The organism is Streptomyces sp. MK37H (genome assembly GCF_018035285.1).
Taxonomy (GTDB): Bacteria; Actinomycetota; Actinomycetes; order Streptomycetales; family Streptomycetaceae; genus Streptomyces; species Streptomyces endocoffeicus.
The window spans coordinates 21,119-36,250 of sequence record NZ_JAAAYH010000041.1 but is presented as its reverse complement, the minus strand read 5'-3'; the positions used below and the strand labels follow the sequence as shown (position 1 = coordinate 36,250).

Annotated in this window: 14 protein-coding genes and 1 pseudogene; 3 read left to right on the top strand and 12 right to left on the bottom strand. The window is 71.8% G+C overall.

The annotated features are described in order from the left end of the window. From GWI24_RS09380 to bldG, 3 genes are all read right to left on the bottom strand, one after another. The coding region (locus tag GWI24_RS09380) for a sodium/proton-translocating pyrophosphatase (protein ID WP_210945420.1) at window positions 1-388 on the bottom strand (388 nt) is incomplete at its 3' end. Between the two features lie 722 nt (window positions 389-1,110). Then, complete coding sequence (locus tag GWI24_RS09375; RefSeq protein WP_020870239.1) at window positions 1,111-1,539, bottom strand: ATP-binding protein; 429 nt, start codon at window positions 1,537-1,539, stop codon at window positions 1,111-1,113. A gap of 92 nt (window positions 1,540-1,631) precedes the next feature. Further along, complete coding sequence (bldG, locus tag GWI24_RS09370; protein WP_014061729.1) at window positions 1,632-1,973, bottom strand: anti-sigma factor antagonist BldG; 342 nt, start codon at window positions 1,971-1,973, stop codon at window positions 1,632-1,634. A gap of 54 nt (window positions 1,974-2,027) precedes the next feature. Here bldG and GWI24_RS09365 point away from each other — a divergent pair, with 54 nt between their 5' ends. Next, a complete protein-coding gene (locus GWI24_RS09365) occupies window positions 2,028-4,484 on the top strand; it encodes a DEAD/DEAH box helicase (RefSeq protein ID WP_210945419.1) in 2,457 nt (818 codons plus the stop codon). A gap of 63 nt (window positions 4,485-4,547) precedes the next feature. Here the strand turns inward: GWI24_RS09365 and GWI24_RS09360 are convergent. The 7 genes and pseudogenes from GWI24_RS09360 to ssd form a co-directional block, all read right to left on the bottom strand. Continuing rightward, window positions 4,548-4,862 (bottom strand): annotated as a pseudogene (locus GWI24_RS09360) (Rv3654c family TadE-like protein); the annotation flags it as partial. 17 nt (window positions 4,863-4,879) lie between these two features. Then, window positions 4,880-5,314 (bottom strand): TadE family type IV pilus minor pilin, encoded by a 435-nt coding sequence (locus GWI24_RS09355; protein ID WP_247616109.1) that lies wholly within the window; start codon window positions 5,312-5,314, stop codon window positions 4,880-4,882. Window positions 5,315-5,432: 118 nt separating this feature from the next. After that, window positions 5,433-5,630, bottom strand: coding sequence for a DUF4244 domain-containing protein (locus GWI24_RS09350; protein WP_210945418.1), 198 nt, complete (start codon window positions 5,628-5,630; stop codon window positions 5,433-5,435). Between the two features lie 162 nt (window positions 5,631-5,792). Then, window positions 5,793-6,611 carry a type II secretion system F family protein gene (locus GWI24_RS09345; RefSeq protein WP_210945417.1) on the bottom strand — a complete coding sequence of 273 codons (819 nt, stop codon included), beginning with the start codon at window positions 6,609-6,611 and terminating at the stop codon, window positions 5,793-5,795. Continuing rightward, a complete protein-coding gene (locus GWI24_RS09340) occupies window positions 6,608-7,570 on the bottom strand; it encodes a type II secretion system F family protein (RefSeq protein WP_210945416.1) in 963 nt (320 codons plus the stop codon). The genes GWI24_RS09345 and GWI24_RS09340 overlap by 4 nt, the downstream gene beginning before the upstream one ends. Beyond that, window positions 7,567-8,733, bottom strand: coding sequence for a TadA family conjugal transfer-associated ATPase (locus GWI24_RS09335; RefSeq protein WP_210945415.1), 1,167 nt, complete (start codon window positions 8,731-8,733; stop codon window positions 7,567-7,569). The genes GWI24_RS09340 and GWI24_RS09335 overlap by 4 nt, the downstream gene beginning before the upstream one ends. Beyond that, window positions 8,730-9,839 carry a septum site-determining protein Ssd gene (gene ssd, locus GWI24_RS09330; RefSeq protein ID WP_210945414.1) on the bottom strand — a complete coding sequence of 370 codons (1,110 nt, stop codon included), beginning with the start codon at window positions 9,837-9,839 and terminating at the stop codon, window positions 8,730-8,732. Before ssd ends, GWI24_RS09335 begins: the two co-directional genes overlap by 4 nt. Window positions 9,840-10,292: 453 nt before the next feature. Between ssd and GWI24_RS09325 the strand changes: the two genes are divergently transcribed. Next, window positions 10,293-11,129 (top strand): HAD family hydrolase, encoded by an 837-nt coding sequence (locus tag GWI24_RS09325; protein ID WP_210945413.1) that lies wholly within the window; start codon window positions 10,293-10,295, stop codon window positions 11,127-11,129. Between the two features lie 381 nt (window positions 11,130-11,510). Here the strand turns inward: GWI24_RS09325 and GWI24_RS09320 are convergent, their stop codons facing one another. After that, a complete protein-coding gene (locus tag GWI24_RS09320; protein ID WP_210945412.1) occupies window positions 11,511-12,338 on the bottom strand; it encodes an oxidoreductase in 828 nt (275 codons plus the stop codon). Window positions 12,339-12,440: 102 nt separating this feature from the next. On the opposite strand from GWI24_RS09320, the gene GWI24_RS09315 reads away from it, so the two are divergent. Continuing rightward, complete coding sequence (locus GWI24_RS09315; RefSeq protein ID WP_210945411.1) at window positions 12,441-13,445, top strand: ATP-binding protein; 1,005 nt, start codon at window positions 12,441-12,443, stop codon at window positions 13,443-13,445. Here GWI24_RS09315 and GWI24_RS09310 read toward each other — a convergent pair. Then, window positions 13,426-14,781 carry a hypothetical protein gene (locus tag GWI24_RS09310; protein WP_210945410.1) on the bottom strand — a complete coding sequence of 452 codons (1,356 nt, stop codon included), beginning with the start codon at window positions 14,779-14,781 and terminating at the stop codon, window positions 13,426-13,428. The genes GWI24_RS09315 and GWI24_RS09310 overlap by 20 nt on opposite strands. Between the last annotated feature and the right edge of the window lie 351 nt (window positions 14,782-15,132).

The following is a 15,132-nucleotide window of genomic DNA, read 5'->3' as shown; positions in this document are numbered from 1 at the left end:
CCGCGAGCCACATCCCGATATAGCCGGTCGCCGCCGAGAATGCCGCACCGATCAGAAAGAACACCGAACGCCCGATGCGCTGCGGCCAGTCGTCCGCCGGCAACAGCATGAGCAGGAAGAACACCACCACGGCGAATCCACCGAGGGTGCGCAGCTGCCGGGCCAGATAAGCATTGGCGCCTTCCTGAACGGCTTCGGCGATCTTCTTCATACTGTCCGTGCCCTCGCCGGCCGCGAGGACTTGTCGTACCAGCACCACCGCGACCGCGAGCGCCGCGATCGCGACGGCGGCGATCACCAGCACGAGCACACGGTTGTCGTCGGTCAGCTCTGCGGCGGCCAGGGTTGGGGTGAGGTCCAGCTGATGAGGGGTGAGAGGCCCCGCCATTCGTCCTCCTTGACGTTTGGCACATGGGCGCGCAGCAGTTCTGCGACCGCAGAAGAGCCGCCACGCTCAGGCGTCCTGAGCTCGAGATGTGGACGGATTGTAGGGAGCGTCACACGATCAAAACAGGGCGCCGGAATGGGAATTCCCCCGCACCAGCGAAGATCAATAGGTTTGGCGGTACGAATTCCTTCGGAAGAAGGAAGGTCGACAATTCGGTGACGGATGTAAAGTGATCTCTATAAATGATCTAATGGATGATCTCAATGGCGATCTTGCGACGGTTGCGTCGCACTGATAAAAGCGCTGTTCAGAGCGTACGCCCGAGATCGAGAAAAGGCGCGCCGAGAGATGCGCCGTGGGGTGCGCCCGGGGTGCGCCGGGACGATGCCGCCGAGCGGGCGCGGGCACGCCGACGTCGGACCGGCGATCTTGAAACGGCCGGTCCGGTGGTCCGGAAGATCGGGCGAGGGATGACGGGCAGATGCCCCTCGAGGGGCCCGACTCGGCGGCCAGGGCGAGTTCAGGCCCGCGCCGGGCCCCGGGGCGAGGCGAGAGGCCCGGCCCGCTGGGACAGGGCCCGAACCGGCGAGAACACGCCCCAAACCAGCGAGAACACGCCCCAAACCGGCGAGGACATGGCCCAAACCGGCGAGGACATGGCCCGACCCGGTACGGGCGGAACCCGAACCGGTGGGCCAGGCCACCAAAGGCCTTGGCTTGAGCTAGGACACCAGAGGCTGGGGCGAGGTCGGCCAGCTCATCCGGATCACTCCACCGGTCTCGCTGGTCGTCACCTCGACATCGTCGACGAGCCCGCTGATGACGGCGAGGCCCATCTCGTCCTCGCCCTCGGCCTCGTCGTCCGCCTCCGGATGGGAGCCGGGCGCCAGAGCGGCCGAGGTCGGGGATTCGTCACCGACCTCGATGGAGAACTTCTTCTCCTCCTCGGTCAGGATCACCCGCACCGGTGCCTCCACCCCATTGCTCAGGTGGAGCCCGACCGCACGCGTGCAGGCCTCGCCGACCGCGAGCCGCACCTCGTCGAGCACGGCCTCATCCACCCCCGCCCGGCGCGCCACGGCAGCCGCGACAAGACGAGCGGTCCTGACGTGCTCGGGCAGCGCGCTGAAGCGGAGTTCGACGGTGGCCATGCCATCCCCCTCGGGCGTATGGGCGTGCGTATGGGGAGGGCCGGGCGAGCGCCGCCCGGACCCCCCTTCTGTGTCTTCCTTCGGCGATCTTGTCAGTCGGTCGCCGCGACAGCGTCCTCGACCGAGGTGTGAATCGGGAACACCTTGGTCAGGCCGGTGATGCGGAAGATCTTCAGAATGCGCTCCTGGTTGCAGACCAGGCGCAGCGAGCCCTCGTGGGCCCGCACTCGCTTGAGCCCGCCGACGAGCACGCCGAGTCCGGTGGAGTCGAGAAAGTCGACGCCCTCCATGTCGACGACCAGGTGGTAGTTGCCGTCGTTGACAAGCTCGACCAGCTGCTCGCGCAGCTTGGGCGCGGTGTATACATCAATCTCGCCACCGACCTCGACGACCGTGCGGTCATCGACGGTCCGAGTCGACAGGGACAGGTCCACGGATCCTCCAGCACCTTGCATCGAGCGGTCGCCCCCCATGGATCGGCAGCCGCGATGGCATTCAATCACTTACCAGCAGGCGTGCACGACGCCTTGAGACCATTGTCCGTCAGACCAGTGACACACTCGGTGTCGATGGCCGACAACCAAATCCCGCGGCAGGCGGGCATACGCCCCTCACCCCGGGCCGTCCTCGGCCGGTTGAGCACCGGGGCGAGCCGGAGCACGCGCATCACTCATACGGAGCACTTGCCCCCACGCCCGGGAACCCATGCCGACTGGCCCTCGGCGATCCGGCCAGAGGTGATCAACGCCATTCGCGCGGTCGGCATCGAGCGCCCCTGGGCCCATCAGGCGCGCACGGCCGAACACGCGCTGCGCGGCGAATCCGTGGTCGTGGCCACCGGAACCGCCTCCGGCAAGTCCCTCGCCTATCTGGCCCCCGTCCTCAGCACTCTGCTGGACGGCTCGGAGGAGCCCAGCGGCCGGGGGACGACCGCCCTGTACCTCTCCCCCACCAAGGCGCTGGCCGCCGATCAGCGGCGCGCGGTGGCCGACCTCACCGCCCCGCTGGGCACCGGCATCCGGGCGGCGGTCTACGACGGCGACACGCCCGTCGAGGAGCGTGAGTGGGTCCGGCAGTACGCGAACTACGTGCTCACCAACCCCGACATGCTCCACCGGGGCATCCTGCCCGGCCACCCCAGATGGTCCTCCTTCCTGCGCGCCCTGCGCTATGTGGTGATCGACGAGTGCCACACCTACCGGGGTGTCTTCGGCTCCCATGTGGCCCAGGTGCTGCGCAGGCTGCGCCGCGTCTGCGCCCGCTACGGCTCCTCGCCGGTCTTCCTGCTCGCCTCGGCCACCGCCTCCGATCCGGCAGTCGCCGCGGGCCGGCTGACCGGCGTGCCCGTGGTGGAGATCACCGAGGACGGCTCGCCCCGCGGCGAGGTCGTCTTCGCCCTCTGGGAGCCGCCGCTGACCGAGCTCCACGGCGAGCAGGGCGCCCCCGTGCGCCGCACGGCCACGGCCGAGTCCGCGGACCTGCTCACCGACCTGGCCGTCCAGGGCGTCCGTACGGTCACCTTCGTGCGCTCCCGGCGGGGCGCGGAGCTCATCGCGCTCATCGCCCAGGAGCGGCTCGCGGAGGTGGACCGCTCGCTGCCGGACCGGATCGCCGCCTATCGCGGCGGCTATCTCCCCGAGGAGCGCCGCGCCCTGGAGAAGGCCCTGCACTCCGGTGAGCTGCTGGGGCTCGCCGCGACCACCGCCCTTGAGCTGGGGATGGACATCGCCGGGCTGGACGCCGTGGTCGTGGCGGGCTATCCCGGCACCCGCGCCTCCCTGTGGCAGCAGGCGGGGCGGGCCGGGCGCACCGGCGAAGGGGCCCTCGCGATCCTGGTCGCCCGGGACGACCCGCTGGACACCTATCTCGTCCACCACCCGGACGCCCTCTTCCGGCAGCCGGTGGAGTCCACCGTCCTGGACCCGGACAACCCTTACGTCCTCGCACCGCACCTGTGCGCGGCCGCGGCCGAGCTTCCGCTCAGCGAGCCCGACCTGGAGCTCTTCGGGCCCGCCACGGAGGAGCTGATGCCGCAGCTGGAGCAGCGCAAGCTGCTGCGCCGCCGGGCGAAGGCCTGGCACTGGACCCGCCGTGAGCGCGCCGCCGACCTCACCGACATCCGCGGGGCGGGCGGCAGCCCGGTCCAGGTCGTGGAGGCGGCGACCGGGCGGCTGCTGGGCACTGTGGACGCCGCGGCGGCCCACACCACCGTCCACGAGGGCGCCGTCCACCTCCACCAGGGCCGGAGCTATCTCGTCAAAGAGCTCGACCTCGACGACTCGGTCGCCCTGGTGGAGGAGGCCACTCCGCCCTACTCGACCACGGCCCGCGACACCACGGCGATCTCCATCCTGGAGACCACCACCGAGATCCCCTGGGGGGACGCGCGGCTGTGCTTCGGCTCCGTCGAGGTCACCAACCAGGTGGTCTCCTTTCTTCGCCGCAAGCTGATCACCGGTGAGGTCCTCGGCGAGTCCAAGCTGGACCTTCCGCCGCGCACCCTGCGCACCCGGGCCGTGTGGTGGACGGTGACCGACGACCAGCTCGAGGAGGCCCGGGTGCACCCCCAGGCCCTCGGCGGCGCCCTGCACGCCGCCGAGCACGCCTCGATCGGCATCCTGCCGCTCTTCGCCACCTGTGACCGCTGGGACATCGGCGGGGTGTCCATCCCGCTGCACCCCGACACGCTGCTGCCGACCGTCTTCGTCTACGACGGGCACCCGGGCGGCGCGGGCTTCGCCGAGCGCGCCTTCCACACGGCCGCCCGCTGGCTGGCGGCCACCCGTGAGGCGATCGCCGTCTGCGAGTGCGAGGCGGGATGCCCGTCCTGCATCCAGTCGCCCAAGTGCGGCAACGGCAATGACCCGCTGGACAAGAAGGCCGCCATCCGCCTGCTGACGACCCTGCTCGCCGGTGCCCCGGAGCAGCCGCCGACCGCCGAGTGAGCGTTCCCCGCCACCCGGTGGGGACGGCTGTCCGGTGACCGGAGTGCCCGCAGGCCCCGCCCGCGCCCGGACGCGGAGGGCGAACGGGCCGGTGCGCACCTCCGCCGTGAGATCCGCGATCTCACCGCTCAGGGCGCACCGCACCACGCGCGCCCCCTGTGCGGAGGCCACCCGCCGGGCGAGACCGCACGCCGTACGAGCCCCCTCCAGGCCGTGGTCCGCCGCCGCGAGCGCCGCCAGATCGGCGGCTCCGCCCGCCCGATGGCGCGCCACCATGGCCTGCCCGGCCGCCAGCACGGCCGCGAACACCACGCACAGGGCCGTCGCGGCCAGCGCGGTCCAGACGGTGGCCGACCCCCGGTCGTCCGCCCTTCTCACGGGACCGCCTCCCGCGCTCACGGGACCGCATCCCGGGCCGTACCACCCGCGTCGTCCGCGCCGACCCGGCCCATCGCGCCGTCCGCGCCCACCGAGTCCTCGGCGAGCGCGGCGGCCTCGCCGCGCAGATGCACCGCCAGCGGACCGGGACCGGCGGCGTGGGCATGGACCCGCACCCGCACCAGGTCCCCCTCCCGCCACAGCTCGACCCGCGCTCCATCGGGCGCGGCCGAGCGGGCGGCGGCCATCGCGTCCGCCTCCGGCTCCGAACGCGCCGCCGCCCTCGCCCCGGCTCTGGACGCGTCCACGCACTGAAGCTGCGCGGACGCGGCCATCAGCCCCCAGATCAGCATCAGGGCGAACAGCGCCAGCACCGGCAGCGCGACGGCCGCCTCCGCCGTGACGTAGCCGCTGTCCCGCGCAGGGCCCCGAGCCCCCGGGACGCCCGTCATGGGCATGCTCCGGGCCCTCGGGACGCCGCCGCGGGCCCTCCGGACGCCACTGGCCCTCGGGACGCCCCGCGCGCCGCTCCTGGCGCGCGAGCCCGTCCGCTCCCCCGTTCCCGGCGACTCAGAACTGCGCATCGAGTGCCCGTCCGATGACCGACTGCAGCGCTCCGCTGACGGCCCCGCTGGTCACCACCTTGTAGAGCACCGCGGCGAAACCGCATGCCGCGATCGTTCCCATCGCGTACTCGGCGGTGGTCATGCCCGCCTCGGCCTTCGCCCGCGCCGCCGCGTACCGCCGTACCCACCACTGCTTCACCATGTCGGCCCCCCTTGTCCTGTCCGCGGTGTCACCGGCCGCGGTGTCGTCGTTCGCCGTACTGTCGTCGTTCGCCGTGCTGTCGTCGTTCGTCGTGCCGTTGTCGTGCAGCTGCCGCTCGTGCCGCTGTCGTTCGCTGGGTCGTCGTCCTGGTCCCGCCCGTGCTCAGGGGCCGTCACCCATCAGGCCGCGGGCCAGCCCGATCATCACCGGGACCAGGCCGACCAGCAGGAACGCGGGGAGGAAGCAGCCCGCGAGCGGTGCGTTGACCAGCACACCGGTGCGGTCGGCCCGTCTCATCGCCTCCCGCCCCTGCTCGGCCCGGCATTCGGCCGCCAGCCGGGACACCGGCTCCACCGCCGGAGCGCCCGTTGTCCCGGCACGTTCCAGAGCGCGCGCCAGCCCCTGCGCTCCGGGCAGGGCCCCGATGCGCCCCCAGGCATGGGCGGGTTCGCCGCCCAGCCGCAGCTCCGCCGCGGTCTGGGCAAGCCGCTCGCCGACCGGGCCGCCGAGCGAACCTCCCACCGCCTCCGCCGCCTTGCGCGGGCCCGCTCCGGCCGCCAGGCAGGCCGTCAGCAGATCGGCGGCCAGCGGGATCTGACACGCGGCGAGGGCCTCGAGGTGCCGGTCGGGGCCGGACCGCCCAGCCGTGGCCCGGCGGTGCCGCTGCCACCACCAGAGGCCGCAGGCCGCGGCGAGACCCAGCACCCACCCCGGCGGCCCTCCGACGAGGACGACGGCGATCGTCAGCGAGCCGCCCGGCGCGGCCCAGGCGGGCAGAGCGCCCGCACCGGACCTGGCGCGCCACCGCCGCCACGGCCGGGCCCGTCGCGGCCGACCGTCCTCCGCACCCGGAAGCAGCACCGCCAGCCGTCGTCGGGCGCCCCGCTCCTGACGGGCCTCGACCATCGCCATCGCCGTGCACAGGGCCGCCGCCAGGAAGGACAGCGAAATCCCCAGGCTGTGGACAACCTCGGCGCTCATCGGCCACCCCGGCGATCCGCTGGGCCTCGGCCCAGGTGCGGATCCCCTCGCCGCCGCCCCGGCTCACGCGCCGCCCGCACCATCCGGCCGGTCCAGACCAGGCCCGCCCACTCCAGCAGGCCGCCCAGCAGCAGACAGCTCAGCCCGGCCGGGGTGTGCAGCAGCACATGCAGCGGATCGGAGCCCATCAGGCCGCCCAGCACCAGCCCGACGATGGGCAGCACAGCCAGCCCGAGGGCGGTGGCCTTGGCTCCCGCCAGCTTGGCGTCCAGGCTCTCCCGCTGGTCCCGCTCGGCGCGCAGCGCCGCCGCCACCCGGTCGAGACCCGCCGCCAGCCCCGCCCCCTCGTCGACCGCCACCTGCCAGCAGGCGGCGACCCCGGTCAGCCCCTCGGCGCCCGGCAGCCGGGCGACTCTCCGCAGGGCGTCCGGCACATCCCCGCCGAACCGCGCCGCGGCCGTCACCAGCCCCCAACGCTCCCTCAGGTGGCCAGGATCCACCGCCAGCAGCGCCTCGCCGGGATGCCGCCCGGCCCGCAGCTCGCCCGCCACGGTGGCACAGAGCTGGATCACCCCGGCGGCGCGCCGCACACGGTCCCGCTCGCCCCGCCGGGACCGCAGCCAGCGGCCGACGACCGGGGTGGCCAGCACCGCTCCGAGCAGCGGCAGAACCGACGCGCCCAGCAGCGCGATCACACATCCGACCGGCAGGCACAGCAGCTCACGCCCCATCCGCCCGCCGTACTTGACCCGCCAGCGCTCCCGCAGCCAGACGGCGGTCTCGGACAGCCGCCGCACCGGGTCGGCTCCCGCGGGCTCGACGGGTCCGCCGCCGGCCAACAGCAGCCTGGCCCGGCGCAGCTCCCGGTCCCGCCCGGTGAGCAGCCATAAGGCCGCGCCCACGCACAGCGTCACGGCGCAGAGCGTCAGCGCCCCCGGATCCACTCCCGCGCCCGTCATGCCGCGCCTCCGCCCCGTGCGCACAGCCGCTGGAGCCGCTGCCAGCCCGCCGCCCGCTCGAAGCCCTCAGGGCTCCAGACGGCCGCGGGGAGGGTCGTGACAAAGCCCGCCCGGTCCCGGTCCAGCACATGCAGCTCGGCGATCCTGCGCCGCCCGGCGCGGTCCCGCACCAGATGGACCACGACCGACAGCGCCGCCGCCAACTGGCTGTGCAGCGCGGCCCGGTCCAGACCGGCGGTCGAGCCGAGCGCCTCCAGCCGCGCGGGCACGTCGGCCGCCGTATTGGCGTGGACAGTGCCACAGCCGCCCTCATGGCCGGTGTTCAGGGCCCCCAGGAGGTCGGTGACCTCTGCGCCTCTCACCTCCCCGACCACGAGCCGGTCGGGGCGCATCCGCAGCGCCTGCCTCACCAGATCCCGAAGGGTGACCTGGCCCCGGCCCTCCTGGTTGGCGGGGCGGGTCTCCAGCCGGACCACATGCGGATGGTCGGGCCGCAGCTCGGCCGAGTCCTCGGCGAGGACGATCCGCTCCCGCGGCCCGACCAGCCCGAGCAGGGTGCTCAGCAGCGTTGTCTTGCCCGAGCCCGTGCCGCCGCTGATCAGGTAGGACAGCCGGGCGTCCAGCATGGACCGCAGCAGCCGCGCGCCGTCCGGCGGCACCGTCCCAGCCGCCTCCAGCTCCGCGAGGGAGAAGGCCCGGGGGCGCACCACCCGCAGCGACAGACAGGTCGAGCCGACCGCGACCGGAGGGAGCACCGCATGCAGCCGGGTCCCGTCCGGCAGCCGGGCGTCCACCCATGGCCGGGCGTCGTCCAGCCGCCGCCCGGCCACCGCGGCGAGCCGCTGCGCGAGCCTGCGCACGGCGGCCGCGTCCACGAAGGTGACGGCCGTGCGCTCCAGCCCCGAGCCGCGGTCCACCCACACCTCGTCGGGGGCGGTGACCAGGACGTCCGTGACATCGCGGGCGGCCAGCAGCGACTCCAGGGGACCGGTGCCGACCAGCTCCGAGCGCAGCGCCTCCACCACCCCGAGCACCTCGGTGTCGCCGAGCAGCCGCCCCTCCTCCCGCAGAGCCGACGCCACCCGCGCGGGCGTGGGCTCCGCGCCGCTCCCGGCCAGCCGCAGCCGCACCGCGTCCAGCAGATCCGGCGATACGACGCTCATGCGCTGGCACCTCCCTCGTCGGCGAGCGCACGCGCCCAGAACTCGGCGCAGAACCGGCCGAGCGGGCCACGGGGGCTGCCACCCGGGGGCTCCCTGCCCTCGAACGCGTCCGCCAGACCGGGCTCCGGTGGCAGCTGACCGGCCAGCGGCAGCCCGAGCAGCTCCGCGATCTCCTCGTCGCCGAGCTCCGGCCCGCACGGGCCCCGCACCACCGCGCGCAGATCCCGCAGCACCATGCCCACCGTGGACGCCACCCGGTGGGCGGCCGCGACCGCTCGCAGCTCCGCCGGGACGACCAGCAGCCCGAGGTCGATCTGGGACAGCGCCTCGGCCGCCGCGTCGTCGACGCGGCGCGGCAGATCCACCACCACGACCCCGCCGCGCCGTCGGGCCGCGGCCAGCACCGCCCGCATCGCGGACGGCGGGATGACGACCGAATCGCCGCGGTCCCAGCTGAGCACCCGCAGCGCGTGCAGCTCCGGCAGCGACTCCTCCAGGGCGCTTCCGGCGACCCGCCCCCGCGACTCGGCGAAGGCGGGCCATCTCAGCCCCTGCGCGCCCTCGCCGCCGAGCAGCACATCGAGCCCGCCGCCCAGCGGATCGGCATCGATCAGCATGGTGCGCCGGCCGGAGCGGGCCGCGGTGACCGCCAGGGCGCAGGCGAGGGTGGAAGCGCCCGCGCCGCCGCGGCCACCGATCACCCCGACGGTCAGGGCCTGCCGCCCCACGCCTTCGGCGACATCGGCGATCCGGTCCACCAGCCAGGTCTCGGCATCGGGCAGGAACGCCACATTGTCGGCGCCGAGCGCCACCGCCCGCCGCCAGATGCCGTGGTCGTCCAGATCGCGCCCGATGAGCAGCACCCCTTGTCTGCGGGCTCGGTCGGACAGCCGGGCGGCCGAGTCGTCGCCGACCAGAATCAGCGGTGCGGCCTCCCAGCTGCCCCGGCGGGTGAGCGCGCCATGCGCCACTTCCGGTTCCGCTCCGGCCGCCGCGCACAGCCGCAGCAGATCGTCGAGAAGCGCCTCGTCCTCGGTGACGATGAGCGGTCTGCTTCGCTGTCCTTCGGTCGCCGAAGGGCGTTCCGGTGTGATGGATGCAGTCACGATCCCCTCCCATATCCGTTACGCGCTCTCACTCCCGCGAACGGCGAGTGCGAGCAGCGCGGAGAATCACCGTGCTGCGATCCAGGAAATCTTGGGGATCTTCATCCAAAACCGTGGACAACTCATCAGTTGTGAATATCCCAGTCACCTAAACCAGTGACTTCCGGAGCGCAGCCTGGCGATTACGTACGGTTACCGCTCAAGCTGTGGAGAGGCGGAGCCGCACGGGCCCGACGGAGGGGAGCAAGATCTCGTGAGAACGCCGAAAATGCATCCGGACATGCGACGACCCCCGCCGGGGGGGAGAGCGGGGGTCGTCCCCACGGCCGACTCGGGGGGGGAGGAGTCGGGCCGGGTTAGCACGGTCGCGAACGATCCGTGACTTCCATGGTGTACCCGAGAGCCTTCTCAGGCAAACCCACGCGCCTCAGCTTACGCCGAATGGTGGGCCCTATGCTCGGCGTCGTGGAAAACCACTCCTTGCCTCGGACAGCTGCCTTCTTTGACCTGGACAAGACGGTCATTGCGAAGTCAAGCACTCTCACCTTCAGCAAGTCCTTCTACCGGGGTGGGCTGATCAACCGCCGGGCCGCACTGCGTACCGCCTATGCACAGTTTGTCTTCCTCGCCGGCCGCGCCGATCACGAGCAGATGGAGCGGATGCGCAAGTACCTCTCCGCGCTCTGCCGAGGATGGAATGTCCAGCAGGTCAAGGAGATCGTCGCGGAGACCCTGCACGACCTCATCGACCCCATCATCTACGACGAGGCCGCCTCGCTCATCGAGGAGCATCACACCGCCGGCCGCGATGTGGTGATCGTCAGCACCTCCGGCGCGGAGGTGGTCGAGCCGATCGGCGAGCTCCTGGGCGCGGACCGCGTGGTGGCCACTCGCATGGTCGTCGAGGATGGCATGTTCACCGGAGAGGTGGAGTACTACGCCTATGGCCCGACCAAGGCGGAGGCGATCGCCGAGTTGGCGGAGTCGGAGGGCTACGACTTGTCGCGCTGTTACGCCTACAGCGATTCGGTGACCGATCTCCCGATGCTGGAGGCGGTCGGCCATCCCCATACGGTCAACCCGGACCGGGCGCTGCGGCGCGAGGCGGCGGCCCGCGGCTGGCCGGTGCTCTCCTTCAGCCGCCCGGTGCGGCTGAAGCAGCGCAGGCCCTCACTCTCCATGCCACCGCGCCCGGTTCTCGCCGTGGCGGCCGCCGTCGGCGCGGCCGCCGCCACCGCCGGACTGCTGTGGTACACCAATCGGCGCCGCGCCCCTTATGTCCGCATTTAGGGGTAGCAGCAAAGATCTGCGGTGAGGGGTTCCGATTGGCCTCTCGCAGGAGTACAAAGGAATTGACGGCCCGCGAGACCAGGGGTATCCGGGAGGAAACCCTCAGACGCCAAGGCCCCACGGACCGAGCACAGATGCTGAGCACCCACGCGACGTCGACCCGTCGATTACGGGCCAGCCGCACCAGGTGACGGGCAGAAGTTCCCGACCTGATGGGCGAATGAGATTGCACGCATGGTAACCCGGTAGCTGTGCCAGCGGCGGTGCCCACGTGGTACCGCCGCAACTCTTGTCCGGGGCCGGCCCGTCTCGTCCGACGTCAGACCGCAGCCATCCCGCCTCAGCCCGCGCCTCTCCGACGTCAGGTCACCCCCATCCGCGTCAGGCCGCCCCGCGCTGCAGCGCCTCGCAGACCGCCGTGGACTCCCGCGCCCCGAGCTCAACCGCCCGTCCGCAGTGCGCGATCCACACCGCCATCCCCTCCGGCGTCCCGGACGCATAGCCCTCCAGCGCCGCCATGTACGGCGCGGCGCCCAGCTCCGCGTACCCCACCTCGGCCGGGCAGATGGACTTCGGATCGAGACCGCTGCCGACCAGCACGATCCGCTCGGCCGCCCGCGCCACCAGACCATTGCGGGAGACAAAGGGCCGCAGGGCGAGCAGTTCGCCATGCACCACCGCCGCCGTCACCAGCGCCGGAGCCTCGCTGCCCGCGAGCAGCAGCCGGGCCAGCCCATCGAGCCGCCCCGCCACCTCGTCCGCGTCCGGCAGCGGCAGATCGGACCCGATCAGCGGCTCGTCCACCGGCTCACCCGACTGCCGGGGGCGCCCGATCCGCTCGTCGCCCTCCGCCCCGCCCGCCGCGACCAGATGCAGCCGGGCCAGCACCCGCAGCGGCGACTGCCGCCAGATGCTCAGCAGCTGCCCCGCCTCGGCGGTCAGCCGCAGTGCCGCACCCACCGTGCGCGGATCGCCCTCGGCTCCGAAGTCGGTGCGGCGGCGCACCTCTTCCAGCGCCCAGTCCGCACCGGCCAGCGCGGCGGAACCCCGCGCCCCGCGCAACGCCGCCTCGGAGGTGACCTCATTGCTGCGGCGGCGCATCACTCGGTGCCCATAGACCCGGTCCACGGCGGTCCGTACGGCGTTCACGGACTCGGTCACACCGGGCAGCGCGGCCAGGGTGGCGAGCGGATCAGCTGACGTACTCATGAGTACGACACTACGCACCTCGCACCTGGCACCCCTCGTTGGAGTGGTGTTCTTCACGTAAATCCCTCATGGTCCGGGATCACTCACCTACGCTAGGTGAACATGAAGATCGCTTTCGTAGGCAAGGGTGGAAGCGGCAAGACCACGCTGTCGTCGCTGTTCATCCGCCATCTCGCCGCCACCCACGCCCCCGTCGTCGCCGTCGACGCCGATATCAATCAGCATCTGGGTGTGGCGCTCGGTCTCGACGAGGCGGAGGCCGCCGCACTGCCCGCGATGGGCGCCCATCTCCCGCTGATCAAGGACTACTTGCGCGGTACGAACCCCCGGATCGCCTCCGCCGAGACCATGATCAAGACCACCCCGCCGGGTGCGGGCTCGCGGCTGCTGCGGATCGGCGAGGACAATCCCGTCTACCAGGCATGTGCCCGCGCCCTGCCGCTCGACAACGGGTCGGTGCGGCTGATGGCGACCGGCCCCTTCACCGAATCCGACCTCGGTGTCGCCTGCTACCACTCCAAGGTCGGCGCGATCGAGCTGTGTCTGAACCATCTGGTCGACGGGCGTGGCGAGTTCATCGTCGTCGACATGACGGCGGGCAGCGACTCCTTCGCCTCCGGCCTCTTCACCCGCTTCGACATGACGTTCCTGGTGGCCGAGCCCACGCGTAAGGGCGTCTCCGTCTACCGCCAGTACAAGGAGTACGCCCGCGACTTCGATGTCGCGCTCCAGGTGGTCGGCAACAAGGTGCAGGGCCCGGACGACCTGGACTTCCTCCGCGCGGAGGTGGGCGATGACCTGCTGGTCGCGTTCGGCCACTCCGACTGGGTCCGGGCGATGGAGAAGGGCCGTGCGCCCCGGTTCCAGGAGTTGGAGGAGCCGAACCGCGAGGCACTGCGGACACTGCGGGACGCGGTGGACGCCTCGTACGAGCGGCGCGACTGGCAGCGGTACACCCGGCAGATGGTGCACTTCCACCTGAAGAACGCGCAGAGCTGGGGGAACGCGAAGACGGGTGCCGACCTTGCCGCCCAGGTCGACCCCGCCTTCGGGCTGCGGGAGTTCGCGCCGGAGGAGAGCTCGGCCACTACTCCCGCTCCCGCTTAGCCGTCCGCGTGTGGTGCCCGGACGTCCGCTCGTGCGCCGTTTCGCGATCGGACGTCCGCCCCCGCTCGGCGGCCAGGTAACTCTTCCAGCCACCCGGCGGCCGCATCCCGACGTCCAGCACCCGCAGTTTCTCCAGGACGCGGGGGTTCTGCGCGTCCAGCCAGTCGGCCAGCTGCTTGAAGGACACGCAGCGCACCCCCTCGCGCGGGCAGACCTCCTTGATGACGTCCTCCACTGCGCGCATATACGTTCCGCCGTTCCAGGACTCGAAGTGATTGCCGATGAACAGCGGCGCCCGGTTCCCCTCGTACGCCCGGTCGAAGGCGGCGAGCATGCCGTCGCGCATCGGACGGCCCCAGGTGGAGCGCTTGGGCCGCTTGCCCTTCTTCTTGCGCGGCTTGTTGGCGAGGAAGTTGTAGTCCATGGAGAGCGTCTCGAACGCGCGGCCCGGTACCGGGATCTGCTGCAGCGGGAAGTCCCAGATGCCGTGGATCTTGCGGGGCCAGATTTGCAGCCCGCCGGGTGAGCTCGCGTCATAGCGCCAGCCCAGCTTGGCGGCCGCCCGGATCAGATTCTTCTGCCCCTGGAGACAGGGTGCGCGACCGCCGACGAGCTCCTTGTCGTAGTCGAAAGGGAGCGGCTTCTCATGCTCCAGGCCCGCGTTGGTCCTCCAGTTCTCGACGAACGACTCGGCCTGCTGGATCTCACTGGTCCACTGGCGCGCCGACCAGGTGCCGACTCCGCGACGGCGTCCGCAGAAGTGGCCGTTGAAGTGGGTGCCGATCTCATTGCCGTCCAGCCAGGCGCCGCGGAGCTGCCCCACCGTGGCCTTGATGCCCTCGACGTCGTTGAAACCGATCGACGAGGCGCCGCGCCGATGCTCGGGCGGATCGTAGAGGTACCGCTTCTCCGCGGGCAGCAGGTACACCCCGCTGAGGAAGTACGTCATCGTCGCGCCGTACTTCTTGCCGACCGCGCGGAAGCGGGAGAACAGCTTCTGCTTGTCCTGGCCGGCGCCGTCCCAGGAGAAGACGACGAACTGCGGTGGCTTCTCGCCCGGTTCGAGCGGCTCGGTCTTCGGCTGATGGGGCTGGGGGCCGGTGTCGGAGGTCGATCCGTCGCCGATGAGCCGGACCACCTTCGGGGCCTTGTCGGGATGGATCGGTGCCCCCGGACCCTTCTGCGGGCTGTCCCTGTCGTGGCGCGAGCCCGCGGTGCCGCCCGGTCCATGGGTCTGGGGCGAGTCTTCCGAGCAGCCGACCGGCACGGAGAGCGCGGCCGCGGCCAGCAGTGCAGTGACGTTTCTTCTAACCCTTCCGCCTCCCCTGGCCCTCATACCGCCACCTCGTTCCTCGTGTCGCGCCCTGTCCCGGGAGATCGGGCCGGACAGGAGCAAACCTCGCACGGACGGAGAAAAAGACAGAGGATGACAAGGCGTTTTAAATGACTATTCACCCCATAGACGGAATACCGGCCCACACTCCCCCAAAAGACTTCCCAGCGACTTTACTCGGCATTACGATTCATTTACCAACGCTTGGAAGTCAGTACCGCAGTACGCCGTGACCCACGGCCGCGCGCCTACCCGCGACCGAAGCCCCGGAGGAGACGGGAATGTTGAAGCTCTTGGACCGGATCCACCGGGTCTCCCACCTCAGACACGGAGATCTCTCCGCCTCGGCCGCCC

Bases quoted from the DNA above. Each gene is read 5' to 3' on its own strand.
- GWI24_RS09375 (WP_020870239.1), bottom strand. From the start codon at position 1,539: ATGGCCACCGTCGAACTCCGCTTCAGCGCGCTGCCCGAGCACGTCAGG.
- GWI24_RS09365 (WP_210945419.1), top strand. From the start codon at position 2,028: ATGGCATTCAATCACTTACCAGCAGGCGTGCACGACGCCTTGAGACCA.
- GWI24_RS09355 (WP_247616109.1), bottom strand. From the start codon at position 5,314: ATGACGGGCGTCCCGGGGGCTCGGGGCCCTGCGCGGGACAGCGGCTAC.
- GWI24_RS09350 (WP_210945418.1), bottom strand. From the start codon at position 5,630: ATGGTGAAGCAGTGGTGGGTACGGCGGTACGCGGCGGCGCGGGCGAAG.
- GWI24_RS09345 (WP_210945417.1), bottom strand. From the start codon at position 6,611: ATGAGCGCCGAGGTTGTCCACAGCCTGGGGATTTCGCTGTCCTTCCTG.
- GWI24_RS09340 (WP_210945416.1), bottom strand. From the start codon at position 7,570: ATGACGGGCGCGGGAGTGGATCCGGGGGCGCTGACGCTCTGCGCCGTG.
- GWI24_RS09335 (WP_210945415.1), bottom strand. From the start codon at position 8,733: ATGAGCGTCGTATCGCCGGATCTGCTGGACGCGGTGCGGCTGCGGCTG.
- GWI24_RS09325 (WP_210945413.1), top strand. From the start codon at position 10,293: ATGCTCGGCGTCGTGGAAAACCACTCCTTGCCTCGGACAGCTGCCTTC.
- GWI24_RS09320 (WP_210945412.1), bottom strand. From the start codon at position 12,338: ATGAGTACGTCAGCTGATCCGCTCGCCACCCTGGCCGCGCTGCCCGGT.
- GWI24_RS09315 (WP_210945411.1), top strand. From the start codon at position 12,441: ATGAAGATCGCTTTCGTAGGCAAGGGTGGAAGCGGCAAGACCACGCTG.
- GWI24_RS09310 (WP_210945410.1), bottom strand. From the start codon at position 14,781: ATGAGGGCCAGGGGAGGCGGAAGGGTTAGAAGAAACGTCACTGCACTG.